The sequence below is a fragment of the Pedobacter sp. KBW01 genome, assembly GCF_003852395.1.
Taxonomy (GTDB): Bacteria; Bacteroidota; Bacteroidia; order Sphingobacteriales; family Sphingobacteriaceae; genus Pedobacter.
This window is the reverse complement of record NZ_QAJQ01000014.1, coordinates 164,879-189,453: the sequence shown is the minus strand read 5'-3', so window position 1 is coordinate 189,453 and position 24,575 is coordinate 164,879. Positions and strand designations below refer to the sequence as shown.

Below are 24,575 nucleotides of genomic sequence, written 5' to 3'. Positions count from 1 at the left end.
TTAAGGTTCCCGCCTGCGCGGGAATGACGTTTCGAAGAAAAAAATAAACACCAATGTTCACAGGAATTATAGAAACCCTTGGCGAAGTTACCGCCATCAAAAACGATCATACCAACATCCATTTCACCATTTCATCGACCATTAGTCATGAGCTGAAAATAGACCAAAGCGTTGCACACAACGGCGTGTGTTTAACAGTCGTGGCTTTAAATGATGGTACACATACCGTTACAGCAATAGATGAAACACTGAATAAAACCAATTTGGATGCATTAAAAGTGGGCAGCAAGGTAAACCTGGAGCGCTGCATGCAAATGAACGCTCGTTTAGATGGTCACATTGTTCAGGGCCATGTAGACCAAACTGCAGTTTGCGTTAAGCGCGAAGAATTGGATGGAAGCTGGGAATACCGCTTTAAATACGACGCATCTGCAGGTAATGTAACTGTAGAAAAAGGTTCGGCCTGTGTAAATGGCATCAGCTTAACTGTGGTAAATTCTGCTGCCGACGAATTTTCTGTTTTCATTATTCCTTACACTTTCGAACATACCAATTTACAGGAAGTAAATGTAGGCGATACGGTAAACCTCGAGTTCGATATTATTGGCAAATACGTGGCGCGACTGATGAGCCGGTAATTTTAATATTTACTGCATGACAATAATTGGAACGATTTGGCTTGTTGCTGCCGTCATTTTTTTTGGATTTATGATTGCACTGTATTTCGGGATTAAAATCGAAAGAAAAAAAGCGGAAGAAATTCAAAAAGTATACGATAAAATAAATGCAGTAAATAGTACAATTAAGCATCTGGGTAAAATAGGGGCAACAACCAATGCTCCCGTGGTGTCAGCAACCTCTTCAACATTTTTATCTTTAAAAGTGCTAATGGGTATAGAGCGGTTTTCAAGCAGTGAACATGATTATTGGATCGAGTTTCATTTAGAAAAACTAACCGAAATGGAGCTTAATTTTAGGCTGGAAAAAGTTGAGGTTTATTTAGATGACGTTAAGTTTGACTCCAACTTATCTGTGCTTTATGAGAAAGTACCCGAATATTTATCGCCACCTTATGGAAATAGGTATTATAATACACAATATTTCAACAATTACTTTCTTGGTGTAAACGCACAACGTTTCTTTATTTTTAAAAGTAAAATTACCCTTGATCAAAATAATCCTGTTTTCAAGGATTCAGATTTTATCAAAATTTACGTTTCCTACAATAAAATAAATCCTGATTCAGGTAAGTACGAAGAATTTTCAGAAACTGTTTTTACAGAATCATTTAAGAAAATGAAATTTCAGGATATAATTTCCATCGATGAGCAATTAGATTGGATCGATGATTAATTATTTGTTTATGAGTATTTTGTGTATTTTTTAACGTTGCTGTAACGCTTAACTTTTCATAACAGTGCAGGATAGTTGAGCGGATAATATTGCTGATTATTACTGTGAAACACAAAAAACCTAACACTAACCATTTATGAACAAAATCTTACGCGCGCCGGGCGCACTATGTACTCTCGCATTGCTATTCTCGATCGTTACTCACGCAGTAGCGCAGAAAATTTCTGTAAAGGATTTAACCGTTGAGCATTTAGTAAATCCTTTTAGTATAGATAATCCCAAACCACGCTTTAGCTGGAAACTGGTATCTGCAATTAAAGGCACCAAACAAAATAATTACGAAATCAGATTGGGAACCTCAGCCACAATCGAGAATAAAGCGTTGTGGAAAGCAAATGTAAGCAATGATCAATCGGTGTTGGTTAGTTACGATGGACCACAATTATCATCCAAAACCAGGTATTACTGGCAGGTTAGGGTAAAAGATAACCATGGTAATACTTCGGCCTGGTCTCCGGTTCAGTACTTTCAAACCGGTTTAAAACCCGAAGACTGGAGTGCCAAATGGATCGCTGTTGATGGAAAAGATACCGCTCTGGCCAGCCCCATGTTCAGAAAAGAAATCAACCTGAAAAAAGATGTCCGCTCGGCAATGGCCTACATTACCGCAAAGGGTCTATATCAGGCCGAGCTAAATGGTAAGCGCATCAGTAATGCTTATTTCGCCCCCGGTTGGACGAGCTACAAAAATCATATTCAATACCAGGCTTACGAGCTCGGCACATCACTTAAGAAAGGTGCCAACGTAATTGGTGTATCATTGGGTGATGGCTGGTACAAAGGCCGTATTGGCTTTGGCTGGCAAAAACAATTCTACGGCGATACACGGGCACTATTGCTACAGCTAGATGTAGTGTATACCGATGGAACCAAAGAAACCATTGTTACCGATAATAGCTGGAAAAGCAATTACGGACCAATACGCGCTGCAAATATTTATGATGGCGAAAATTACGATGCCAGGTTAGAGATTGCAGGCTGGAACAATATCGGCTATAAAGAAACGGCAGACTGGAAGCCTGTGCGCACGCTCGAAAACGGACCAGAAAAACTGGTAGGCATGAGCGGGCCACAGGTAACCAAACACGAAGAATTTAAAGCCCTAAAGATTTTTAAAACGCCACTTGGCGAAACCGTTGTAGATTTTGGACAGAATCTGGTAGGTTGGGTAATGCTGAAAGCCAAAGGGCCTGCAGGCACTAAAATTACCATTAGCCATGCCGAAGTTTTAACCAAAGCAGGTAATTTTTATACCACTAATCTGCGTACAGCCAAACAACAAAATAATTATACTTTAAAGGGTGGCGATGAACAGGTTTTTGAGCCACATTTCACTTTTCAGGGTTTTAGGTATGCTAAAATAGATGGCTATCCCGGCGAGTTAAAGCTTGACGATTTGACGGCTGTTGCGGTTTACTCAGATATGCAAACCAGCGGTAAGTTTAGCACCTCTAACCCTTTGTTAAATCAGTTGCAGCATAACATCAGCTGGGGACAGAAAGGGAACTTTGTAGATGTACCTACCGATTGTCCGCAACGCGACGAACGCCTCGGCTGGACGGGCGATGCCCAGGCTTTTGCCAATACTGCGGCTTACAACATGGATGTTTCAGGCTTTTTTACCAAATGGTTAAAAGATGTAGCTGCCGATCAGTTGCCGAGTGGCAGTGTACCTTTTGTGGTGCCCAATGTACTCAACAGCACCGATGCGGGTTCGGCGGGCTGGGCAGATGTGGCTACCATCATTCCCTGGGATCTGTATGTTGTTTACGCAGATAAAGGTTTGCTCGAAACACAGTATGGAAGCATGAAAAAATGGGTCGATTATATTTCATCAGTAGCTAAAAATAATTTGTGGAACAGTGGTTTCCACTTTGGAGACTGGTTATTTTACCGTCCTAACGATGATAACGATGGTCGTGCCGCCGTAACCGATAAGTACATGATTGCGCAAACATTTTATGCCCACTCTACACAATTGCTCATTAATGCCGCAAAAGTTTTAGGTAAAACAGACGATGTAACGAAATACAGCGATTTGCTGGCTAAGATAAAAGCAGCCTACCTGGCCGAAAATATGACCGCTAATGGTAAACTGATCTCGAATACACAAACGGCTTACGTTTTGGCGTTGCAATTTGATATGCTGCCCGAAAACCTGCGTGCGCAAGCTGCACAACGCCTGGTAGATAATGTGCGTGATTATGGTAACCACCTTACCACCGGTTTTTTGGGTACACCATATCTCTGCCATGTATTAAGCCGCTTCGGGCACGAAAATGTAGCCTACGATTTGTTGATGCAGGAAAAATATCCATCGTGGCTTTACCCTGTTAAAATGGGCGCTACTACCATTTGGGAACGTTGGGATGGTATTAAACAAGATGGTTCTTTCCAAACGGCCGATATGAATTCTTTTAACCACTATGCTTATGGCGCAATTGGCGATTGGATGTACAAAAATATTACGGGTATTAATCCGGTTGTAGCCCAGCCAGGTTACAAAGCAATTTTAATTGCGCCTAGGCCTGGAGGTAATTTAACCAGCGCATCAGCTGAACTCGAAACGGTTTACGGAACTGTAAAGTCTTCATGGATTTTAAGCGATGGTGTTTTTAAGCTTGATGTAGTGGTGCCTGCCAATGCCACAGCTACGGTGGTATTACCGAAAACCGACAAAAAAGAAGAAATCGGATCGGGAAGCTATCATTTTGAAACCAAATATTAATCGCTTAATATTGCAGCACGGTTAAAAGGAGGCTGTACCATTTATTTTGTTTTGTCATCCTGAGCCTGTCGAAGGACTATAGTTTACTTGTAGGCTAAAGCGTTTCGACAGGTTCAACGTGACAGATCTAAATGATTCGCTTCCTTAACCGATGACTTAAAAAATAAATGTACAGTAAAGAAGAATCAGCGAGGTTACGTCAACAGTTTTGGATTAGTTTCGGGCAATACATGAAACCCGTGCCCTCGGCTAGCGGATCAACCGTAAACTGGACCAATTACAAAACAGGAGTTAAAAATATCTTCTTTAAAATGGATGTCGATAAAAAAAAGGCTTTTATTAGCATCCAGCTGTCACATCCCGATGCAGATATCAGGCATTTAATATTTGAGCAGTTCGAAGAGTTTAAGCTTATGTTTAGCAATCAGGTAGGCGAAGAGTGGGAATGGATTAAGGATGCAACCGATGATTTTGGTAAAACTGTAAGCCTGATTTCGATATCCATTAGTGGTGTAAGTATTTTTAACCAACAGCACTGGCCTGAACTGATTTCCTTTTTCAAGCCCCGAATTATTGCACTCGATGATTTTTGGGACAATGTAAAGCCTGTATTCGAAAACCTGGTTTAATCGGCCAGGTTCAGTTGTGCTACCCTGTCTTTTGCAAACTTAATTTCTTCCTTATCATCTGTTACATTGGGCTTGCTCTTAAGGTACAGATTATAGTACTTTAAAGCATTTTCCGCATTTTTTAGTCTGGTGTCGTAAAATACAGCGAGGCGGTAATAGAGGGTAGAAGTGGCATTAAACTGCAGGCCTTTTTTGTAAGCCGCGTTAGCCAGGCTAAGCTGATTATTTTCTTCGTAAACCAGTCCCAGCAACGAATAATAGCTCGATGTATTGGGCGAAATCGCCTCATCTATCGTTTTTTTTGTGTAAATGGCAGCTTGTGGATAATTTTTCAAAGCCCGGTAACTCAATGCGGTATAATACAAAGTCGCTTCGTTTTGCATAGCCACTTTCTCCAGCATTTTAAACAGATCAATCGCTTTCTGGTATTTTTTGGTGTAATAGTAAGCTTTTGCCACATCTTTTACCACGCCGGCATCGGCTCCGTCTTTTAATAGTTTTTCGCCCGAGCCAATTACTTCATTGTATTTCTTTAACTGGTTGGCAACCGGAAGTTTCTCTTTTTGTAAAATCAGGTTATCAGTATCGGCTTTGCTGGCAATATCGAGTACCTGGTAGGCTTTTTCGTGATCCTGTTTTACGGAATAAATGTTGGCGAGGTCTATGGCAACATCGCCTTCTGTAGGGTTAATTTTATTGGCTTTTAATAAATATAACAGCTTAAGCGAATCGGTAGGAATGTTATAGAGATTGGCCAGTAGTTTATACACATTAAAATTATTGCTGTCTATTTTTGCGATTTCACCATAATATAACCGGGCCTTTTCGGTATTGCCGCGTTTGGCATTAATGCTGCCTAAACTAAACAGGATAGGGAGGCTTTGCGGCTGAAGGGTATAAGCTTTACTGTAAAATTTTTCGGCTTCTACATTATTCCCGGCCATTAAAAAGCAATAACCCATTTGGCTAAGTACTTTAATGTCGTTCACATTTTCGCCATAAACCTCTTTCAGGTATTGTGCCGCGTCGGCATAGCGCTGGGTTTGGTAAAAATCGAAAAGTTTTTCTTTATCTACCACTACATTTTGACTGTACGCTGCATTAGCAAAACAGAATAATACAAATGATATAAACAGCTGTCTCATAATAAGGAATTATAAAACTAATTTATTAGTTGTTTTTGTTAATTCCAAATTTGTTTTTAAACATGAGCATATTTATCGCTGCCGAAAACCTTAAATAAAAACAAAATAAACCTTAAGGGGTTTATAAGGAATAGTTTAACTAAAATAAGAACCTATGAACACTTTAAAGAAGTTTGAATTAATGGAAAAGATTGTGCGTGAATTGGAAGATCTACAAAATTCTCAGCAGGCCCTTATTCAAAAAATCGGTAAAATTGAAGTAGATAACATCGAACTTGGCGATAGCCGTCTGGAAAAAGATTTACCCGATATTCACCAAAATTTAGGTGATAACTTAGATACTATTTCGGGAATTTTAGATTACTTTGCAGGTAAAACACAAACCTTTGGTGATAAAAACAATGTGGATGCCTTAAAAGAACAGGAAGCCATAAACAATGCCACCAGCTAAATTTAATCGCATATGAAATTTTTATCTTTAACCGTTGCTTTCTTACTTGTTGGCCTGTTAGCCAGTGCACAAGTATTACCTTCATTCCAGCTGGGCATTAAAGCTGGTGCAAATTTTTCGAAATTTGATAGTGAAAACACTTTTAACAGTGAAAACCGTGCAGGTTTTTACGGTGGGCTATGGGCCAGGGTAGGAGCTGCCGGCATTTACTTTCAACCAGAACTCTACGTTTCTGGCAAGAAAACAAATTTGGTAAGCAATGCGGGCGAGGTAAATAAAGTAACCTTTACAAGTTTAGATGTGCCTTTACTGGTAGGTACCAAGTTTGGTGCTGCAGGAGTAGGTTTACGTTTAAACACCGGACCTATGTTTTCGTTAATTTTAGATGAAAACCAAAGCTTTAGTCAGGCAGCTGGTAGCGTTTTCAAAGCCGATTTTAAAAATCAGGCTGTGGCATGGCAGTTTGGAGCAGGTTTAGACCTTAAAAAGTTAAGTTTCGATGCGCGTTATGAACTTGGCTTGTCTAAAATCAACAAATCGGGCTATCCGGGTACTAAGTTAAACTTATTTACAGTTGGCTTAGGGTACAGGATTTTGTAGATAAATGATTTCAGTCGCTATAGAAATGCGATGCTGAAAGGCTCGGCTAATGGCCGGGAGGAAGTCCGGAATAATGTTAACAATTATACAAAAGGCAGGTCGAATTTAGAATCATCTGCCTTTTGTTATTTCAATCGGGCATTAATAGTGAGCTCAGGGCATGAATGAGGAAACTTTAATTATTACCGAAATTTAATTCATAAAGCTTGATATTTAAAGGATATATTTGTTATATTAAATACAGAAAAGGCCGCTAAAATTTAAAGAAATGGACTTAAGGTTAATTGAAAGGTACAAAGCTTTGGATATAGCTAAGGTTATAGACCATGAGAAATTCAACAATATTTCAATAGTCCACCATTCTACTGTTTTGGAGGGCTCTACACTAACGGAAGTTGAAACCCAGGTTTTGATAGACGAGGGATTAACTCCAAAAGGGAAGCCCCTTACGCATAGTTTAATGGTTACCGATCACTTTTCTGCCCTGCAATTTGCATTAAAAGAAGCCAATAATAAAAGGCCGGTTACAGTATCATTCATTCAGGAGTTAAATGCGATGCTTATTCGCAATACAGGGTTGGTTTATAATACCATTTTTGGCACTGTTGATGCAACAAAGGGAGAGTTTAGAAAAGGAAATGTTACTGCTGGAGGCACCTACTTTCCAAATTATGATAAAGTTGTTTACCTTACTGAAAACCTTGCTGATGTAATCTATAAAGCAATGCAGGCTGATTTGTCAGTATCAGAGCAGATTCAATTATCATTTGATGCACACTATAACCTGGTTAGTATACATCCATTCTACGATGGCAACGGACGGACTTCGAGGCTGCTCATGAATTATATACAGGCCTATTACAAGTTACCTCTTGCCATTGTTCACCAGCAATCAAAAGTTGATTATATAGAAGCTTTAAAAGAAACCAGAGCAAAAGAAGATATCAATATTTTCAGGGATTTCATGAGCAGGGAATATACTTTGCTTTTGAAAGATGAAATTAAAAAGTTTGAGGAAACTACCAAACCAAAACAAGGTAAAGGCTTTCATCTGCTGTTTTAAATCTAATTTATACAGAAGATAGTGTCACTATCTGACTATATATTTAACCTTAACGTTTTCTCAATCTCCTTTTTCCAGCTCTACCTCAGTAAGCTCATAAGCAAACGATCCTTTTTTGGGTACAATAGGTGTTGCCCTGCCAATGCTGAGCGCTTTAATAAAAGAAGCCCCAAAATAAAAGATCAGCGATGAATAAAACACAAAAAGCATAATTACAATAATAGAGCCGGCTGAGCCGTAAATGTTGCTGATATTGCTAAGTGGCAATAAAATCCTTAAAATATACTTACCCGCTGTAAATAAACATCCGGTTAACAGGCCGCCCGAAATTGCTGCACGCCAGGTTGGCCTGCCGTTGGTTAAAAACCTGAACAGCATAGTGAACCAGGTAGTTACAATAATTACAAAAACCAACTGGTTAATGATAGAAGTTAAAATCAGACTGAAAGAAGGTGAATTTGTTTTTAAATAGGCACCAATAAAAGCTTGCACACTATCAGCCAATAAGCCGATAAAAAACAATATACCCGCCAGCAAGATAATAATAACCGATACGGCCCGCGATTTAAGGGTGTAAATGAGTCCCTTTTTATCTTTCTTGCCGATGTTCCAGATTTGCTCTAAAGAGTTTTTAATTACATTGAAAAGGGTTGTAGCTACAAACAGAAAAAATATAAAACTGAAGAGTGTAACATACCATGCCTGATCAATGCCCCTGATATTCCTTAACGTTGTTCTGATCTGTGCGATGCTCTCATTATCGAGAATATTGGCCAGCCGCTCGAACAAATGGGTTACAAACAGCCTTCTATCGGTAAACATCCCAAATAACCTGATGAGGATAATAAGGATGGGGGGCAAAGCGAAATTGGTGAAAAAAGCAGTAGCACCTGCTAAGCGTAGTGGATCATTTTGCTGAAATAAACTAAATGCTTTTCTTATGGTAGAGAAAAAAAACTTCAGGTCTTCTGTTATTGATGGCATCGCTACTGCATTAAACTAAAAGGCGCGAAATTAACAAAAATACTTTGTCACCGCCCTTTGTATCGTTAAAGTTTCTAATTTGTTTTGGTGAAAACAAGTAGTGTTTTATCGCCATTTAACAGATAGAGCTTGTTATCAGTTACTTTTGCATTATTTACCTGGTTTAGCGCATGCAGATAAGCACGTTCTGCCGCATCAGTTTCCTGACAAAACATTTTGGTGCCAAAAACATTTTTTACGGAGATTTTATTGTCTGCAATCTCGGCTTTACCACCATAGTTATTACAAAATGATTTTCCGCTCAATTTTAGGCTATCGGCAATGTTTAAGGTTGCCTTAGCTGATGTAGGGAGTACTAAACCCGGCAGTTCTGTGAGTTCCCATTTGGTGTTTGTAAATTTCGCCGGATCTATTTTTTCGTTACACGAACTAAATAGAAATAATAGCAGGCCAATAAAGATTAAGTTTTTCATGTTCTTAGTTTTTAATGATTCGCTTTTTTGCATCAAAAACTAAACCAATTGTTCTGCTGCGGGGTTTTTCATTTCCATCCAATGGTGTTTTATGTCTTGATAATCGAAAAGTGAAATGCGTTTCAGCCCAACTTTTTGCAGTACGTGGATAGAACCCGAATTATTGATATCGGCAATACCGATAATTTCTGCTAGTTTTAAGGTATCAAAAGCATAATCTTTTGCTGCAATGGCCGATTCGGTAGCGTAGCCTTTTCCCCAGTATTTTTTACTAAACCGATAACCTAAATCGTGGTAATTAATTCGGTTATTGGTTGTTTCGGTAATTAATTTTAAACCAGCCCAACCCACAAAATTATTGGTTTCCTTTTCAATCACAGCCCAGCGGCCAATGCCGTTTTCTATATATTGCCTGCGAATAAATTCGATATTGGCCTGGCTTTCTTCAATAGCGCTATAGGGTTTATTCCCCAAATAACGGTGCACTTCGGGGTCACTATCCATTTCAAACATGCCGGCTGCATCAGCAGATAACAACTCTCTTAAAATCAATCGTTCCGTTTCTACAAAAATTTTCATTGAATAATAAAGTACCTAATTTTTAAGCTAATGTATAAAATCTATTTAATTCCATCTTCATAAATTGGCCCGTAAATACTGGGAACTTTATGGCCGGTAGCGCGCAGATAAATAATCATTTCGCCACGATGATGGTAGATGTGGTTCATTAAAAAACTGCGAACTACTTTGATACGCTCCATTGGGGGCAGTACGGTTTTGCCCCTTGCTGTCATTTTCCAGTCTTCAAGCATGCTTTCGTCGGTAGCCGATTCAATACTTTCTTTTGCCCGGTTAAATGCGCGCTCAAATTTTGCTATTATATTTTCTATATCGTTTAGAGCTACCTCATCGCGCTGGTAAGCATCCATATTAAATTCGCTACCATGAAAAGTACCCGGGTACCAGTCGTAAATTTCGGCGATGTGTGAGGCCAGTTGCGCTGTAGTCCACGAATGTGGTGAGGGTTTATAATCTAAAATAGCATTCGGTATTGCTTTTAGCAATTTACGGGTGCTTTCTGCCTCAAGAAGAAATTCGCCCAATAGTGATTTTACCAGCATAATTTTATTTTTTGAGAATCCCGGAGCGGATGGTACTTAATAAAATCAGTTTAAATCATTTTTGTTTTAAAAAAAGGATATTGTTGTTAATATCTGGTAAAATTCAAATTAGCTGTTGCTGGAATGTAAATACCCACATAGGTTGATAAGACAAGCCCATGTGGGTATAGCCATTTGATTAAGCCACCTGGGCAGATAATGGCGTGCCAGGCTTTCTTTTCAAAATGAGTGCGGCTATTAACGATACAATAATACCAACTGGTAAAATTTCCAGATAGGTAAACAATACTACCATGATCGGGTTTTTATACAATTGCTGATTGTAGGCCAGTTCTTTGGCTTGTTTTGCCAGCTCAGCTACGGATGCACCACTATCTTTAGCTTCTTTCAGCATATGGGCTACGTACTTATCCATAAAATCGGGTATGAAAACATAATAATCAATCAGCCAGGTTATTACATATATGGTTGAGGCAATTAAACTGATGTAAAGACCGATTTTAAATGCTTTGCCAAAGGTAATTGAACCATTGTTGTATTTATCACGGTAGTTTTTTATACCTACAAAAATAAAGGAGAATGCCAGCACCATTGAGGCATAGCCCAAAAGCATGCTGTGTTCAAAGTTAGCGTCGCTGTTACATCTGGCCATCGAGATTACCATCAGCACGGATACAATTACGCCGGCAATTAATCCGAATACAATTACATTCTTTTTCATCTTTTTTAGTTTAAGGGTTTACACAACAAAATTGGTTCGATTATTCTTTTTGGCCCTCATACTTTAGGGTGATTTTGAAAAGAAGCAGTTATTTAATACTAAAGTAGTAATGCGATTAGGGAATAAGGCTTAATCTTTTGGCAGTTTCTATTGCTTGCGTTCGGCGTTTAACTTCGAGTTTTTCGAAAAGCCTTGCATTATGTGTTTTTATCGTATTTAAAGAAACAAATAACTTTACTGCAATTTCCTGGTTACTTAATCCGGCCGACATGAGTTGCAAAACTTCCAGCTCTCTTTTACTAATGTTGAGTTTGGTCAGTTCCTTTTCATTGAGGATAAATGTTTCAGGCCTGGGGGTAAAAACCTCTTTTTCGATGAGTATGGTTTTAGGTTTAGTTAATTTTAGTGCCAGCCAAATGCCCAGTGCCGTAAAAAGAACTGCTATTGCTCCCGCATAAATTTCGAAAGCATGGTTAATGATTATGAAACGAAGTTCGAGCCATTTAAGCAGAAAAAGTAATGCTGCAAGGAAAACACCGTATAGGATGGTGCTTTTATTTTTAGCTAAAAAGTTAACAGCGTTTGGCATGGGGAATGATTCTTCAGTTCAAAAATAAGGAATAAACCCGGAAATTAGGAGGCCTGATCTACCCGAATTGCAGGCCAGGCATTCTCTCTGATATGAATAGTTAATTTTTAGTTAAAGTGGTAATTTTCTGGTGACTTTGATAAATAAAACGCCTGAAAGATTTTAAATTCGCGAAAAACAAATTAAATAGCAATATCCTATGAAAATTACGCTTTATGCACTCTTACTTTCCGTTGTTCTGTTTGGCTGTGGGGTAGGAAATTCCGAAAAAACCTACAAAGCAAGACCAGTTGCTGCCAACGATGATTTTAATGTTTTTCCTAAATCGAAGAAAAACGTACTTACTATTGTAAAAACAGATTCGGGCGCCTTGGCCTATGCGGATCGCTTTGCCATTAATTATAAAGATACCACCATTACCATTGATGATGCACCTAATGCGGCTTCAAAGAAATTTTTGAGTGCCTCATTTATCAATACCCAAAAAACTGCCGTGTTGGTACAGGTTGCAAACGAAAGCGGTAAAAAAGCACCTTTTTATATCATTTACTTAAATGATGGCAATACAGAAGTAGTGAGTTTAAATAAACCATCTAAAGGTGCTGAAGATAAAAAATATACCAATGGTCTTGAAGAACTTACGCGTACCAGTTTGCTTATCAACAACGATTACTTTATTAACACGGTTAATTCGAAAGTTTACCCGGTTAAAAGGCAAAACGATGCGGAACGCATTCAAGGTAAATTTTTCATGTATTCAAGTGATAAAACCACACTAGTTTTTTTAACAAAAGATGCTTTATATCAGGCGAATGTAGCTAATGGCGAAACTTTTACACTGCCTTTACCAGCCTCACTTATCGGAGAACCGGAAACATTGGTGGGCAATATTCAAAGAGACTACACTTGGGTACCTAGTGCGAATGGAACACCTTTTTTAAAGAAAAATGCCGATGATAACCGTATTGTAGATATTAAAGAGTTTAAGCATTAAACTTAGATACGATAATCTTATTAAAAGGCAGCTATATTTTTGTAGCTGCCTTTTGCATTTTACGGTATTGATTGTTGGCTTGCTTAAGAATTAGAAGAAAGGGCAGAAAGATCCATTGTCCTAAAAGTTAAGTTTACCCTTGGCCGGGTTATTTTCTTGGTTGGTGGGAGCCGGTGTAGCCAATTCGTTTGTGTCTCATCCTTCATCACCAGCAAACTGCCATGCTCTAAAAACAGGGTAACTGTTTCTTTGCTTTGTTTGTGTTTAAAAAGGAAGCGCCTTTCTGCACCAAAACTTAAAGAGGCAATGGCCGAATCTTTAGCCAGGGCTTTTTCATCATCACTATGGTAGGCCATGCCCTCCTCGCCGTTGTGATACAGGTTAAGCAGGCAAGAATTATAGCTATGACCTGTTTGCGTTTCGGCCAATGTTTTTAACTCCAGCAACTCCGGCGTCCAGGGGAGGGCCAGTTTAGAACGATTAGAATAGGTATAAGAATAAGCTTCGTTGCCATACCAGGCTACTTTTCTTTTGGTAATGATGTGCTTGCCCATAATAAAGGCTTCGTCGTTTTTCCATTCGATGGTGTTCATCAGTACGTCGAAATAATGATCAGCCTCTTGCCGGCTAAATAATTTACCATAATAGTTTACGGTTCCCCCGTAAGGAAGCAGGTTTTGGTCAATGTTGAGTTCGGTGCTGAATAAATCCATAATTGATTATTTAAACTGTACATCCATCTTTGCTGCTTCCCAGCCAATCATGGCGGTTTTTCTGTTCAGTCCCCAGTGGTAGCCACCCAAAGCGCCACTCGATTGAATTACGCGATGGCAGGGGATAAGGAAAGCTACCGGATTATCGCCAATGGCTGTGCCTACCGCCCGCGATGCATTTGGGTTTTGCAGTTGCTTGGCGAGCTTACCATAAGTGGCCAGCTTTCCCATTGGGATTTTTAGCAACGCTTCCCAAACTTTTAACTGAAATTCGGTTCCTTTTAAATGTAGTTTAACCTGATTCAACTTGCTCCAGTCGTGGTTGAAAATATATAAGGCATTCTGCTGCTGCATATCAAATATCTGCTGGTAGCTTGCGGCAGGAAACTTACCTTGTAGATTAACCAGGGCCGCCGATTGATCATCGTAAAAAGCCATATGGCAGATTCCTTTAGGCGTGGCGGCTACAATAATATTCCCAAAAGGACTTTCAGCAAAGCTGTAATTGATCTGAAGGTTTTCTCCACCATTTTTATATTCGCCGGGTGTCATGCCTTCAATGTTCACAAACAGATCGTGTAAACGGCTGGTTCCTGATAAACCTGTTGCCAAAGCGGTATCAAATAAACTCTGGTTTTCTTTTAGCATTTCTTTAGCGTGGCCAATGCTAATGTATTGTAAAAAACGTTTTGGGGTAGTGCCTGCCCACTCGCTAAATAAACGCTGAAAATGAAAAGGACTTAAATTTACATTTTCAGCAATTTCTTCTAAGCTGGGCTGATTTTTATAATTGTCCTTAATATAACCTATGGCTTCTGCTATCCTATTGTAATTGATTTCTTCTTGTGCTTTCATGGTTTTGAATAATTATATCCAAAAGTACCTGGTAAAGAAAGGGCAAACTACCCGAAACTTGCTAAGTTTAATTTAATGATAATTGCAAAGATGGCGCTTTCTTTTAATTATTCTATTGGTTACCGTAACCAGTTTACGGGTTTAAAAGTTTTTTGGTGAGTGAAACAGCCAATGGAGATTGATTTGAAATAAGTAAAAAATATTTGTTCTGCCATTGTTGTGTTTTAATGGCTTGCTTACTGGTCGGCATATCCCAGGGCGGATAAAGGCGGATTCCTCTTTTACCTGTTACTTTATTATGTGTTATTATCTTCTGTTGTATTAATATTGCTTTTGGGAAAATAAACTGCCCGCTCAAGTCTTCGTTTTCTACTGAAATAATCAACAAATCGAAATCATCTGAAGCATTAAATGGAGCGGTAATGCTTTTTTCATCCCGTTTCCAGATACTCACAAACTGCCCGGTTTTTGTAGGGGTAATTTTAGCTTCGCGGTACTTAACCTTTAACTGGTTTAACCCGAAAGTTGAAGCGCAATATACTTTGCTCTCTGCTTCCTGGCGGTAGTTACTGATTTGGTAACCTAGGGGACTGTATGCCCTTTTTATTGCGGCTAACAGTGCTGGAGGAAGGATGGTTAAATTCCCTTTACACGCATAATTAATGCACATCGATTTTTTATTGTTCTTCAATAATTGATTCCCCGTTTGAACAATCACCTGAGGTCCATTGCCATGTTTCATGCAGCCTGATTTTGCCATTTGGCAGGTACTCAGGTTTAGAATTGCAGATTCCGGTCATTAATGTACCGGCATCATTTACCTGATGATAACGCATATCAATATTTCCATTTTCATCAACCAGGCCAATTAAATGGCCGTATTTAATTTTCCCGCCAAAATATTCGGCGCTAAGCAAATGGCCGTTCTGTTTATATTTAAAAACAGTTTGATCTGATGTTTCTCCGTTCTCAGTATTGCTAACCGCCCTGAAAATTCTGTCGTTGTAGTTTATCATAAAGCCATAAAACTAGCAATCTCTTGAGCAATAAAAAAAAATATTTATATCATCAGGCCAGCCAAATTTTTTCTCCTCTTTTTACACAAAAAAATAAAAACTTTATTTGTAATCTTTAAACGCATATTTTCCGTGTATAAACGTTTATAATCGACTATAAATATTTAGATTCCGACTGAAGTCTCCTCCTGTATGCAATTTTGTGTTGTCGGTTGCCGCGGTGGCAGCTGTTCGTTAAAAGATTAGAAACTTAAATTTTACTGAACTGGCTATTAAAGACACGGGTGCAAAAAAAGCATTTTAATGATGGCGTTCGCTATAGCATCATGTAGGTAATACATAATGCTATTTTATTACAGTTTTACAGATAAACCCGTATAAAAATTAATGCCAGCTGCCGGGTTAAAATATCTGCCGTTCGCAGCATTTAAGTCGTTGCCTAAACTGTAATTTACATTGAGGAGGTTATTTACTCCGCCGAACAATTCTAAATGAGTTTTAGCTATCCTTAAGTTTCTGATACCTGCTTTGGCTTCTACCAGATGATACCGTTTGGCAAATACCGTATTGGCATCGTTTAATGGGATGCTGGAGGTGTAATTATGTTGCACAAAGAGGTAAAAATCTTTTGGAAAGTTAAATTCGAGACTATTTACCACAGTGTGTGCTGGTACCCCTGTGAGTTTATTGCCGCTGTAAACCGAAGTGCCGTTGATAAAATTTTCAAACCTGAAATGGCTGTAGGTGTAATTGCTTCTCAACTGTAAACCGGTCAGGAAAGAATGCTGGTTTTTAACGATCCAGATGGTTGTTTCGAGCTCAAGCCCCTGTTGTTTAGTGCCGCCTGCGTTAATAAAATATTCTGCATCATTCTGATTTAGCCTTCTAACAATTGCATCTTGTAAACGATAGCCGAAAATATTACTATTAATATAAATACGGTTGTTTTTTGTTTTGTAACGGAGGCCAAGCTCATAGTTCCAGCCTCGTTCGGCCTGCAAGTCGTTATTGATATTATTGTCTGAGGAACGTACTTCAGCAATAGTAGGCGGAGAATAGCCTCTGCTGACAGAAGCCCTGGCCGAGAGGTTTTGGCTGATCAGATAAGATAATGCCACTTTAGGCATAAACTGTGGGGCAAATTTCCGACTTTTAGTAGCGATGGTTAAAGGGAAATAACTTTCATAGTTGTAATTGAAGAAATTTAAACTGGAAGCAAGCTCAACTAATAATTTATTGTTGAAATCGAAATTTAAGCGGAGGTAAGCAAAGTCCTGATTCGCTTTTAGGCGATCGGAAGCTAGCATGGCTGCTGGTTCCCCGGCATTATTGTTGAAGTTTTTAATTTGGCTTTTTGTTCCAGAACTTTCTACACCTATTTGTACACCAAATTTGAAGCCTTCCTTTTCTGCATCATAAGCTAAAAATGTCCTCAGCCCAAGGGTGCTTTCATAACGTTGCTCGTAGTTGGTAATAAAAGGATTTTTAAAATCAGTATAGGTGGTGAATAATGCAATTACGTGTTTTAAATGCGAATTAATTTGATAGGAATTAGAAAGTCCTCCAAAAGCAGTTTTGTTATAAATAGCTGCTTGCTGTGTAATAGCGCCGGGTAGAGTAGGGGTTGCCGGCCTGGCCAGTTTAGGGTCCTGTTCCAATTGCGCGGAAGTTAAGCCTCCCGGTGTTTTGTAATTAAGATCGCTGTAAAAAATAAATGCTTTTAAACTACCAAAAGGGTTATAATTCCACTGTTGTTGCATTTGAATATACTTGCGGTTTAATGCACTATTCTGACGAAAACCTGTGCTTTTTTGATATCCTTCGCTAATACTAAAACTGTAATTTTTAAACTGTCGTTTAATTGAAGCTGTTTGGTGAAAAAGGCCGTAAGATCCTGCTTGTACAACGGCATAGATTTCGTTACTATTAATGTTTGAAGGGGTAATCAGTATAGCGCCTCCCGTACTTGCACCAAATATGCTGGCCTCCGGACCTTTGTAAATTTCCAGATTACCTACTGCAACTACATCGAGTGCATTTAAATAAGTATTGCCGCCTGCATCGGTTAATGGAAAATCGTCTACATAAATTTTGATATTGCGAATCCCAAATGGTGAGCGAAGTAAACTTCCTCGGAGCGACAGGCGGTAACTACCAGGCGAGCGTTCTTCCATGCGTACACCAGTAACCGTGTTTAAGGTGCTTACCAGCGAATTGCCAGACTGGTTTTTAATCTGGTTGCTATCAACAAGGCTTACGGCTGATACAGATCGTAGTAAAGGTTGGTGGTTGTAATATCCTTTAACAGTTATTTCTTCTAACTTTTTGGTTGAATCGGGTTTTAGGGTTTGCGCAAGGCTGGTAAAAGAAATTAAACTTAGCAATAAGATAAGGTTCGGTTTCAATGAAATTGGTGCTTGAAGGTTTAGCCATACATTGGCCAATAAATTTACAGGTTATTCTATCAAAATATAAGTTTATCAGGTATTTTGTGACTGGAACAAGTTTAAAGTGATCAATAAACAATAAAGGAAAGTACCATTAGGCACTTTCCCTGAGAGCGTATATATTTATTTAGATATGGTTTATGTGGATGGCTAACTAATCTGATTACTGAATTGATCTGATTGAAAGATCGTTAGCTGGTATTTTGAATTTTACAATAGTGATCTAAGAGGTTATGTAAATGATTAGTTAAACTAAATTAGAGCATTGTAACCAAATATTTAGTTAATGAAATGTTAAAATGTTTTCTGTAGCTTAAATTGTTGAAATATAACAGATTACTTAACCAGGTTTTCGAGTAATTTTTTTTCAATCTCTTTGTTGTTGAGCAATAAGGCTGAAAACTGAGGATCGGATTTTACCAGAAGGAATTTTCCGGTAGGGAGGATAATGGCCGAAGTGCCGCAGGTAGTTACCTCATTAAAAAACATCTTTTTTAGAAATCCTGAATCAGTTTCTATTTCCAACCCTTTTGATTTTACCTGACTGAAGTTTTTGCCAACCTGGCGATATTGGTATATGGCAACTTTTGGACGGGCCTGTGCTTTTTCGATAATATTTTTCTGAAATGTCCATCTCACATTGTTCAAAAAATCGGCATTCTGATAATTTAAATCTCTCCAGCAATCATCGTTATTAAAATCGTACTTAATGATAATGGTATCTTTTAGGACAACGCGCTGGTTTTCTTTGAGATAAAGATGTAACGAATCTACCTGGGTATCGGTTAACGATCCGGCTTCGTAACGTTTGCTTTCATCTACATACAATTTAGGCGAGCAGCTGTAAATAAACAGCGAAAGTAGGAGCAAAGCGAAAAACAATGCACTAAATTTTTGATTTTTTTTCATTTGTGTGTGTTAATCTAAAATTCTATAGCCTATTGCTACCAATTGAGTATGAGATTCCGGATAGATTAAATTTATAACTAAAACATTAAGTGCTTGCTATCGCCATAAAATTTTTACACTAACCTTTTTATGTTTTTTCGTCGCTTTTTTCATTTTCGATTAGGTAGCCTTTAACTTAAAATAAGATTAGTACCCTTAATTAACTATATTGATCTTTTGACGCGGAATCTTTTTTTTATTTAAAAAGAGCAAATACTAACACAATTATATGCTTTTTTGAGGTCATAAATAACAATACGGTGTTCCTTAATTCAGCTGATTATTTTATCTTTAGGCGATTTTAAAAAGATTGGTTTACAAATCTGTCAAACCAGTCGGATATTTAACCTTAATAAGCAAAATCAATATAAACATGTCAAATACATCAAAAATTATCTACACCAAAACCGATGAGGCGCCAATGTTGGCAACCTACTCACTTTTACCTATTGTACAAGCTTTTACCGCATCAGCAGGTATTGATGTAGAAACCAGAGATATTTCTTTAGCAGGAAGAATTTTGGCGAACTTTCCTGAGTATTTAAAAGACGACCAAAAAATTGGTGATGCTTTAGCAGAGCTTGGTGCATTGGCAACCACTCCGGAAGCAAATATTATTAAATTACCAAATATTTCTGCCTCTATCCCACAATTAGTAGGTGCTATTACTGAGTTACAGGCACAAGGTTTTGCCTTGCCAAACTATCCTGATAATGCACAGAGCGAAGAAGAAAAAGCAATTAAAGCTAAATATGCAAAAGTTTTAGGTTCGGCCGTTAACCCGGTTTTACGCGAAGGCAACTCTGATCGTAGAGCACCTAAGGCAGTTAAAAACTATGCAAAGCAAAACCCTCATTCGATGGGTAAATGGTCGGCCGATTCTAAAACAAGAGTAGCCAGCATGACTGAAGGTGATTTTTACGGCTCAGAAAAATCGGTAACAATCGAAGCTGCCAGCCAGTTTAAAATTGAATTTGTAGGCGCTGATGGGGCGGTTACCGAATTAAAAGGTTTATCGCCATTAAAAGCTGGTGAGGTGATTGATAGCTCTGCTTTGAGTTTATCAGCCTTGAAAGCTTTTGTAGCCAAAGAAATTGCCGAAGCTAAAGCTGCTGGTGTGTTATTATCGGCTCACTTAAAGGCAACCATGATGAAGGTTTCTGACCCGATTATTTTTGGCGCCATTGTTGAAGTTTACTTTGCCGATGTTTTTGCTAAATATGCTGATTTATTTAAAGAACTTAACGTTGATACTCGCAACGGTTTAGGCGATGTATATGCCAAAATTGCTGGTAATGCTAAACAGGCTGAAGTAGAAGCTGCATTGACGCAAGCGATTGAAAATGGTCCGGCTTTAGCCATGGTAAACTCTGATAAAGGCATTACCAACCTACACGTACCGAGTGATGTAATTGTGGATGCTTCGATGCCAGCCATGATCCGTACTTCGGGCCAGATGTGGAATAAAGAAGGCAAATCGCAAGATACTATTGCTTTAATTCCAGATCGTTGTTATGCAGGTGTTTATACTGCAACAATTGATGACTGTAAAGCGCATGGTGCTTTTGATGTAACTACTATGGGGTCGGTACCTAATGTTGGTTTAATGGCACAAAAAGCAGAAGAATACGGATCTCACGATAAAACTTTCCAGGCTACTGCAAGCGGAATAATCCGTGTAACTGATGCCGATGGTAAAGTATTTTTCGATCAGCAGGTAGAAAAAGGCGATATCTTCCGCATGTGCCAGACTAAAGATGCCCCAATTCAAGACTGGGTTAAATTAGCGGTTACGCGGGCCCGTTTATCTGAAACACCAGCTGTTTTCTGGTTAGATGAAAAAAGAGCACACGACAGGGAGATTATTGCTAAAGTAAATACCTATTTAAAAAACTACGATACCACTGGTTTGGATATCCGCATTTTAGCGCCGGTTGAAGCTACTAAATTTACTTTAGAGCGTATCCGCAAAGGTGAAGACACCATTTCGGTTACTGGTAACGTATTGCGCGATTATTTAACTGATCTTTTCCCGATTTTAGAACTGGGTACTTCGGCCAAAATGCTTTCTATCGTTCCGTTAATGAATGGTGGTGGTTTATTCGAAACCGGTGCCGGTGGTTCTGCTCCTAAACACATTGAGCAGTTTATTGAAGAAGGTTACCTGCGCTGGGATTCGTTGGGTGAATTTTTAGCGCTTCAGGCTTCTTTAGAGCACTTATCGCAAACGCAAAATAATACGAAAGCACAAATCTTAGCTGATGCTTTGGATGAAGCAAATGCTAAATTCCTGGCAACTGATAAATCACCTGGTAGAAAACTGGGTACCATTGATAACCGTGGTTCGCATTTCTATTTAGCTTTATATTGGGCTGAAGCTTTGGCTGCGCAAACTAAAGATGCTGATTTGCAAGCCAGATTTGCACCATTGGCAAAAGCCTTAACTGAAAACGAAGCTAAAATCAACGAAGAGTTGATCGGCTCGCAAGGCAAACCACAAAACATTGGCGGTTACTATAACCCGAATGATGAACTGGCCAGCAAAGCCATGCGTCCTAGCGAAACATTAAATGCTGCTTTAGCATCGTTATAGGCATTATTAACATTTAGAAGAAGCGCCCCGATATTATTATTGGGGCGCTTTTGTTTTAAAGCTGCAGTAATAAAGTATCTCAGCTTTACCCAAATAATTTTAAGATTGTGCTTGCATTAACAAACCTTATTCCTATCATTTTGTTATATTCATATTAAATTATAGGAGACCCATCACATGGCAAATAATAAACCTTCACGCGATAAACTGCATAGTACTACCGAGCATGGTGGAATTAACAGGGAGAACTTATCATATAACGAAAGCAAGCAGAGTTATGAGCTTGATGTAAAAGGTACAGATGAAGATTACGATCACCCGATGGGTTATGAAACAGTAGCGGCCGGTGCCCGTGATGATGATTCTACCTACGATGAGGCCAATCCTTATGTAGGTGATGAATATGCACGCGATGAAGAAATTGCCAACGATGATCTGGAAGAACTGGGTATGCACGTAGATGAAGGACAAAGCGTAAAGCTAAGCCCTGAAGATAAAATTCTTGCCCGTACACCAGAAGATAGCCGCGATGATTTGGATGAGGAAGGTTATCCGGTTAACGATATGCCTCAAAAATAGTCAATAGCACACCATCGTGAGTATGGTGATTTGACGAAACAATCATATAAATGGAAAAGCAGGGTTACTTCAGTGTAGTCCTGCTTTTTGTTTGAATACAAACCTATTGAATGAATTGTTCGATATGTTGTTTCCAGATGTTCCTATTGTTGACTACAAATTTTTCAATTGCACCGTCTTTTAACGTAAGCTGCAACCCATTTTTAACTATTCCCAGCGGACTAAAAAATGAAACTTCATTTATATTATCGATTTGAATAGAAAGGGTATGGTTCTGGATATTTAAACTATGGGATTTAAATACTAAACGATCGTTTAGCAAGTACAACTTTCCTCCTACAGCCTCCCGTTTTATAAAATGATTTGAAGCACCTGCGTAAACGATATCAGTTTCGTTAACTCCCTCTAATTTTGTCTGATCATTTACTTTTTTCGATTTTGAAAAAAAGTAAAGCATTAATCCCATGAACAATCCGAATATTAGTCCACTAATGGGGGCCATTATTAATGCGGCATGTAAGTCGTAAAGGAAGGTTGATGCAATGCCAAAAAAGAAGCAAAAAAACAGACCAGCCAATAAGCCTATCTTTATAAAAGCTTTGGTGTCAGGTTTTTTTTCGTAATTCATGTTAAGGGTTAATATCTAAATTAAACCTCCTGCGCAACTCATCTAGTTTTGGATTTTTATTGACCAGGTAATCGTATTTTTCGCGGTTACCGTACAACCTGTTTTCCAGTTTGCGTTCTACTTGTTTGTATGTAACCAAAATCCCGAAATTTCTAAGCTCGTTTCTTAAATAATTTAAAAGTTCAACAGATTCCTGCTGGATCAGGTGCTCCTGGGTTTTACTTTCTACTGAGATTTCAATCAGCTCAGGCTTTAAAAGTACCGGAGCAAAATTATTCAGAATCGTAAACAGGTTAATTTTATCGGCGGCTTTAAGAATCTGTATGTAATTGTTCCATACTTCCAGCAAACGGTCGTAGCTAAACATTTCCCGTGCTTCGCCGGTTATGGCTTTTGGCTTACCATCATCGTCTGCATCTGCTATACGTTCAAAATCATTTAAAGAGGGAATTAAGGTACCGGCCGCGCTGGGCTTCGGAATATTAATGCTGATGGAAGTAGCCGTAGGCATGCTAGTTGCCCTTGGTGTTTCGCTGGGTTTATTTAAAGGTATGCTGGCTGGAACTTCAGCCTTAGGGATATTTACCGTTGCCGGAGCAGCACTTTCACTTACAGTTTTCGGCTGTATGCTTTCTGCTTGTGCCGCTTTTTCAGCTACGACATTAGTTTTTTTTTTATCCTGATCTTGGTCAGTTGCTGTGTTACTAGGGTTTAAGGGTTGTTGTGCTAAATTGACGACCGACCGGATATGGCACATTTTAATTAATGCCAGCTCTACCTGTAAACGTTGGTTTTTAGAGTTTTTATAATTTAAATCGCAGGTATTGGCCAGATTTAAAGCTGTTAACAGAAACGACAATTCTGTTTGCCTGCACTGATCTAAGTATTTTTGTTTGATGTTTTCGCTAACCTCTAAAAGTTTAATGGTAGCATTATCTTTACCCACTAGCAAATTACGGAAATGGCTGGCTAAACCGTTGATAAAATTATTGCCATCGAAACCATTGTTCAATATTTCATCAAACAAAAGCAGTGTTTGGCTAACTTCGGCAGCGGTTAAAAAAGAGGTAAGTTTAAAAAAGTAATCGTAATCTAAAATGTTAAGGTTGTCGATTACCGCTTTATAAGTGATGTTCTTATTGGCATAACTGGCAATCTGATCGAACATCGAAAGGGCATCACGTAAACCACCATCAGCTTTTTGTGCAATAATATGTAAACCATCACTTTCAAAAGCAATGTTTTCGCGATTTGCAATGGTTGATAAGTGATTGGCAATATCTTCTACCTGGATCCTATTGAAATCGAAAATCTGACAACGTGATAAAATAGTTGGCAGGATTTTGTGTTTCTCGGTAGTAGCCAGAATAAAAATAGCATACGAAGGCGGTTCCTCCAAAGTTTTCAGAAAGGCATTAAATGCACTTTGCGATAACATGTGAACCTCATCAATGATATAGATCTTATATTTTCCGGCTTGTGGCGGTATGCGCACCTGCTCAATTAAACTACGGATATCATCAACCGAGTTGTTTGATGCCGCATCGAGCTCATGCACATTAAAAGAATGTCCGTTCTGGAAAGAAAGGCAGTTGTCGCAAGTACCACAGGCTTCCATTTCCGCTGTAGGGTTAGTACAGTTAATGGTTTTGGCGAGAATACGTGCACAAGTGGTTTTACCCACACCACGCGGACCGCAAAATAAAAATGCCTGTGCCAGTTGGTTGTTTTTGATGGCGTTTTTTAAAGTACCCGTAATGTGCTGCTGGCCAACTACGGTTTCGAACGTGGCTGGGCGGTATTTACGGGCAGAAACGATAAAATTTTCCATCGGCACGAAAATAGGAATTTTTTATGAGTTGAAATGTGGGCTAACTGGAATGTG

25 protein-coding genes are annotated in these 24,575 nt (G+C 38.8%); 10 read left to right on the top strand and 15 right to left on the bottom strand.

Going from position 1 to position 24,575, the window contains the following annotated elements; translation table 11 throughout:
• Positions 1 to 53 precede the first annotated feature (53 nt).
• The 4 genes from DBR40_RS16370 to DBR40_RS16355 all read left to right on the top strand — a co-directional run bounded on the left by DBR40_RS16370 (position 54) and on the right by DBR40_RS16355 (position 4,770).
• Positions 54 to 638 carry a riboflavin synthase gene (locus DBR40_RS16370; RefSeq protein ID WP_124560814.1) on the top strand — a complete coding sequence of 195 codons (585 nt, stop codon included), beginning with the start codon at positions 54 to 56 and terminating at the stop codon, positions 636 to 638.
• Positions 639 to 654: 16 nt separating this feature from the next.
• Entirely contained in the window at positions 655 to 1,353 is a 699-nt protein-coding gene (locus tag DBR40_RS16365; RefSeq protein ID WP_124560813.1) for a hypothetical protein, read from the top strand.
• Between the two features lie 136 nt (positions 1,354 to 1,489).
• Positions 1,490 to 4,141 carry a glycoside hydrolase family 78 protein gene (locus DBR40_RS16360; protein ID WP_124560812.1) on the top strand — a complete coding sequence of 884 codons (2,652 nt, stop codon included), beginning with the start codon at positions 1,490 to 1,492 and terminating at the stop codon, positions 4,139 to 4,141.
• Between the two features lie 167 nt (positions 4,142 to 4,308).
• Positions 4,309 to 4,770: a DUF4268 domain-containing protein gene (locus DBR40_RS16355; RefSeq protein ID WP_124560811.1), complete on the top strand. Its 462-nt coding sequence runs from the start codon at positions 4,309 to 4,311 to the stop codon at positions 4,768 to 4,770.
• Here the strand turns inward: DBR40_RS16355 and DBR40_RS16350 are convergent.
• Positions 4,767 to 5,915, bottom strand: coding sequence for a tetratricopeptide repeat protein (locus DBR40_RS16350; RefSeq protein ID WP_124560810.1), 1,149 nt, complete (start codon positions 5,913 to 5,915; stop codon positions 4,767 to 4,769). The genes DBR40_RS16355 and DBR40_RS16350 overlap by 4 nt on opposite strands.
• 154 nt (positions 5,916 to 6,069) lie before the next feature.
• Between DBR40_RS16350 and DBR40_RS16345 the strand changes: the two genes are divergently transcribed.
• From DBR40_RS16345 to DBR40_RS16335, 3 genes are all read left to right on the top strand, one after another.
• Entirely contained in the window at positions 6,070 to 6,366 is a 297-nt protein-coding gene (locus DBR40_RS16345; protein ID WP_124560809.1) for a hypothetical protein, read from the top strand.
• A gap of 12 nt (positions 6,367 to 6,378) precedes the next feature.
• The gene (locus DBR40_RS16340; RefSeq protein ID WP_124560808.1) at positions 6,379 to 6,966 is read left to right on the top strand and encodes a porin family protein; all 588 of its coding nucleotides are present in this window, start codon (positions 6,379 to 6,381) and stop codon (positions 6,964 to 6,966) included.
• 268 nt (positions 6,967 to 7,234) lie between these two features.
• A complete protein-coding gene (locus DBR40_RS16335) occupies positions 7,235 to 8,029 on the top strand; it encodes a Fic family protein (RefSeq protein ID WP_124560807.1) in 795 nt (264 codons plus the stop codon).
• 60 nt (positions 8,030 to 8,089) lie between these two features.
• On the opposite strand, the gene DBR40_RS16330 is transcribed toward DBR40_RS16335, so the two are convergent.
• The 6 genes from DBR40_RS16330 to DBR40_RS16305 all read right to left on the bottom strand — a co-directional run bounded on the left by DBR40_RS16330 (position 8,090) and on the right by DBR40_RS16305 (position 11,917).
• Complete coding sequence (locus DBR40_RS16330; protein ID WP_124560806.1) at positions 8,090 to 9,013, bottom strand: YihY/virulence factor BrkB family protein; 924 nt, start codon at positions 9,011 to 9,013, stop codon at positions 8,090 to 8,092.
• A 74-nt stretch (positions 9,014 to 9,087) separates the two neighbouring features.
• Entirely contained in the window at positions 9,088 to 9,486 is a 399-nt protein-coding gene (locus tag DBR40_RS16325) for an META domain-containing protein (protein WP_158674064.1), read from the bottom strand.
• A 39-nt stretch (positions 9,487 to 9,525) separates the two neighbouring features.
• Positions 9,526 to 10,065: a GNAT family N-acetyltransferase gene (locus tag DBR40_RS16320; protein WP_124560804.1), complete on the bottom strand. Its 540-nt coding sequence runs from the start codon at positions 10,063 to 10,065 to the stop codon at positions 9,526 to 9,528.
• Positions 10,066 to 10,106: 41 nt separating this feature from the next.
• Positions 10,107 to 10,607: a DinB family protein gene (locus tag DBR40_RS16315; RefSeq protein ID WP_124560803.1), complete on the bottom strand. Its 501-nt coding sequence runs from the start codon at positions 10,605 to 10,607 to the stop codon at positions 10,107 to 10,109.
• A gap of 178 nt (positions 10,608 to 10,785) precedes the next feature.
• The gene (locus tag DBR40_RS16310) at positions 10,786 to 11,328 is read right to left on the bottom strand and encodes a DUF4199 domain-containing protein (RefSeq protein ID WP_124560802.1); all 543 of its coding nucleotides are present in this window, start codon (positions 11,326 to 11,328) and stop codon (positions 10,786 to 10,788) included.
• Between the two features lie 115 nt (positions 11,329 to 11,443).
• Positions 11,444 to 11,917 carry a response regulator transcription factor gene (locus DBR40_RS16305; RefSeq protein ID WP_124560801.1) on the bottom strand — a complete coding sequence of 158 codons (474 nt, stop codon included), beginning with the start codon at positions 11,915 to 11,917 and terminating at the stop codon, positions 11,444 to 11,446.
• Positions 11,918 to 12,116: 199 nt separating this feature from the next.
• Here DBR40_RS16305 and DBR40_RS16300 point away from each other — a divergent pair, with 199 nt between their 5' ends.
• Entirely contained in the window at positions 12,117 to 12,911 is a 795-nt protein-coding gene (locus DBR40_RS16300) for a hypothetical protein (protein WP_124560800.1), read from the top strand.
• 83 nt (positions 12,912 to 12,994) lie between these two features.
• Here the strand turns inward: DBR40_RS16300 and DBR40_RS16295 are convergent, their stop codons facing one another.
• The 6 genes from DBR40_RS16295 to DBR40_RS16270 form a co-directional block, all read right to left on the bottom strand.
• On the bottom strand, positions 12,995 to 13,624 hold the full coding sequence (locus DBR40_RS16295) for an alpha-ketoglutarate-dependent dioxygenase AlkB family protein (protein WP_124560799.1): 630 nt from the start codon (positions 13,622 to 13,624) through the stop codon (positions 12,995 to 12,997).
• A 6-nt stretch (positions 13,625 to 13,630) separates the two neighbouring features.
• Complete coding sequence (locus tag DBR40_RS16290) at positions 13,631 to 14,479, bottom strand: methylated-DNA--[protein]-cysteine S-methyltransferase (RefSeq protein ID WP_124560798.1); 849 nt, start codon at positions 14,477 to 14,479, stop codon at positions 13,631 to 13,633.
• A gap of 133 nt (positions 14,480 to 14,612) precedes the next feature.
• The gene (locus DBR40_RS16285) at positions 14,613 to 15,170 is read right to left on the bottom strand and encodes a MepB family protein (protein WP_199748361.1); all 558 of its coding nucleotides are present in this window, start codon (positions 15,168 to 15,170) and stop codon (positions 14,613 to 14,615) included.
• Positions 15,157 to 15,495, bottom strand: a complete 339-nt coding sequence (locus tag DBR40_RS16280) for a n-acetylglutamate synthase (protein ID WP_124560797.1) — start codon at positions 15,493 to 15,495, stop codon at positions 15,157 to 15,159. The genes DBR40_RS16285 and DBR40_RS16280 overlap by 14 nt, the downstream gene beginning before the upstream one ends.
• A gap of 353 nt (positions 15,496 to 15,848) precedes the next feature.
• Complete coding sequence (locus DBR40_RS16275; protein ID WP_124560796.1) at positions 15,849 to 17,900, bottom strand: TonB-dependent receptor; 2,052 nt, start codon at positions 17,898 to 17,900, stop codon at positions 15,849 to 15,851.
• Between the two features lie 378 nt (positions 17,901 to 18,278).
• Positions 18,279 to 18,851 carry a hypothetical protein gene (locus tag DBR40_RS16270; protein ID WP_124560795.1) on the bottom strand — a complete coding sequence of 191 codons (573 nt, stop codon included), beginning with the start codon at positions 18,849 to 18,851 and terminating at the stop codon, positions 18,279 to 18,281.
• A 412-nt stretch (positions 18,852 to 19,263) separates the two neighbouring features.
• On the opposite strand from DBR40_RS16270, the gene DBR40_RS16265 reads away from it, so the two are divergent.
• Both DBR40_RS16265 and DBR40_RS16260 read left to right on the top strand, forming a co-directional pair.
• Positions 19,264 to 21,483, top strand: a complete 2,220-nt coding sequence (locus DBR40_RS16265; protein ID WP_124560794.1) for an NADP-dependent isocitrate dehydrogenase — start codon at positions 19,264 to 19,266, stop codon at positions 21,481 to 21,483.
• 177 nt (positions 21,484 to 21,660) lie between these two features.
• Positions 21,661 to 22,062: a hypothetical protein gene (locus DBR40_RS16260; protein ID WP_124560793.1), complete on the top strand. Its 402-nt coding sequence runs from the start codon at positions 21,661 to 21,663 to the stop codon at positions 22,060 to 22,062.
• Positions 22,063 to 22,165: 103 nt separating this feature from the next.
• On the opposite strand, the gene DBR40_RS16255 is transcribed toward DBR40_RS16260, so the two are convergent.
• Together DBR40_RS16255 and DBR40_RS16250 are read right to left on the bottom strand one after the other, a co-directional pair.
• Positions 22,166 to 22,690 (bottom strand): hypothetical protein, encoded by a 525-nt coding sequence (locus tag DBR40_RS16255; protein ID WP_124560792.1) that lies wholly within the window; start codon positions 22,688 to 22,690, stop codon positions 22,166 to 22,168.
• A 1-nt stretch (position 22,691) separates the two neighbouring features.
• Positions 22,692 to 24,521, bottom strand: coding sequence for a DNA polymerase III subunit gamma/tau (locus DBR40_RS16250; protein ID WP_124560791.1), 1,830 nt, complete (start codon positions 24,519 to 24,521; stop codon positions 22,692 to 22,694).
• Positions 24,522 to 24,575: the final 54 nt, after the last annotated feature.

Coding starts and splice junctions, on each gene's coding strand:
- DBR40_RS16370 (WP_124560814.1), top strand. CDS start 54: ATGTTCACAGGAATTATAGAAACCCTTGGCGAAGTTACCGCCATCAAA.
- DBR40_RS16365 (WP_124560813.1), top strand. CDS start 655: ATGACAATAATTGGAACGATTTGGCTTGTTGCTGCCGTCATTTTTTTT.
- DBR40_RS16360 (WP_124560812.1), top strand. CDS start 1,490: ATGAACAAAATCTTACGCGCGCCGGGCGCACTATGTACTCTCGCATTG.
- DBR40_RS16355 (WP_124560811.1), top strand. CDS start 4,309: ATGTACAGTAAAGAAGAATCAGCGAGGTTACGTCAACAGTTTTGGATT.
- DBR40_RS16350 (WP_124560810.1), bottom strand. CDS start 5,915: ATGAGACAGCTGTTTATATCATTTGTATTATTCTGTTTTGCTAATGCA.
- DBR40_RS16345 (WP_124560809.1), top strand. CDS start 6,070: ATGAACACTTTAAAGAAGTTTGAATTAATGGAAAAGATTGTGCGTGAA.
- DBR40_RS16340 (WP_124560808.1), top strand. CDS start 6,379: ATGAAATTTTTATCTTTAACCGTTGCTTTCTTACTTGTTGGCCTGTTA.
- DBR40_RS16335 (WP_124560807.1), top strand. CDS start 7,235: ATGGACTTAAGGTTAATTGAAAGGTACAAAGCTTTGGATATAGCTAAG.
- DBR40_RS16330 (WP_124560806.1), bottom strand. CDS start 9,013: ATGCCATCAATAACAGAAGACCTGAAGTTTTTTTTCTCTACCATAAGA.
- DBR40_RS16325 (WP_158674064.1), bottom strand. CDS start 9,486: ATGAAAAACTTAATCTTTATTGGCCTGCTATTATTTCTATTTAGTTCG.
- DBR40_RS16320 (WP_124560804.1), bottom strand. CDS start 10,065: ATGAAAATTTTTGTAGAAACGGAACGATTGATTTTAAGAGAGTTGTTA.
- DBR40_RS16315 (WP_124560803.1), bottom strand. CDS start 10,607: ATGCTGGTAAAATCACTATTGGGCGAATTTCTTCTTGAGGCAGAAAGC.
- DBR40_RS16310 (WP_124560802.1), bottom strand. CDS start 11,328: ATGAAAAAGAATGTAATTGTATTCGGATTAATTGCCGGCGTAATTGTA.
- DBR40_RS16305 (WP_124560801.1), bottom strand. CDS start 11,917: ATGCCAAACGCTGTTAACTTTTTAGCTAAAAATAAAAGCACCATCCTA.
- DBR40_RS16300 (WP_124560800.1), top strand. CDS start 12,117: ATGAAAATTACGCTTTATGCACTCTTACTTTCCGTTGTTCTGTTTGGC.
- DBR40_RS16295 (WP_124560799.1), bottom strand. CDS start 13,624: ATGGATTTATTCAGCACCGAACTCAACATTGACCAAAACCTGCTTCCT.
- DBR40_RS16290 (WP_124560798.1), bottom strand. CDS start 14,479: ATGAAAGCACAAGAAGAAATCAATTACAATAGGATAGCAGAAGCCATA.
- DBR40_RS16280 (WP_124560797.1), bottom strand. CDS start 15,495: ATGATAAACTACAACGACAGAATTTTCAGGGCGGTTAGCAATACTGAG.
- DBR40_RS16270 (WP_124560795.1), bottom strand. CDS start 18,851: ATGAAAAAAAATCAAAAATTTAGTGCATTGTTTTTCGCTTTGCTCCTA.
- DBR40_RS16265 (WP_124560794.1), top strand. CDS start 19,264: ATGTCAAATACATCAAAAATTATCTACACCAAAACCGATGAGGCGCCA.
- DBR40_RS16260 (WP_124560793.1), top strand. CDS start 21,661: ATGGCAAATAATAAACCTTCACGCGATAAACTGCATAGTACTACCGAG.
- DBR40_RS16255 (WP_124560792.1), bottom strand. CDS start 22,690: ATGAATTACGAAAAAAAACCTGACACCAAAGCTTTTATAAAGATAGGC.
- DBR40_RS16250 (WP_124560791.1), bottom strand. CDS start 24,521: ATGGAAAATTTTATCGTTTCTGCCCGTAAATACCGCCCAGCCACGTTC.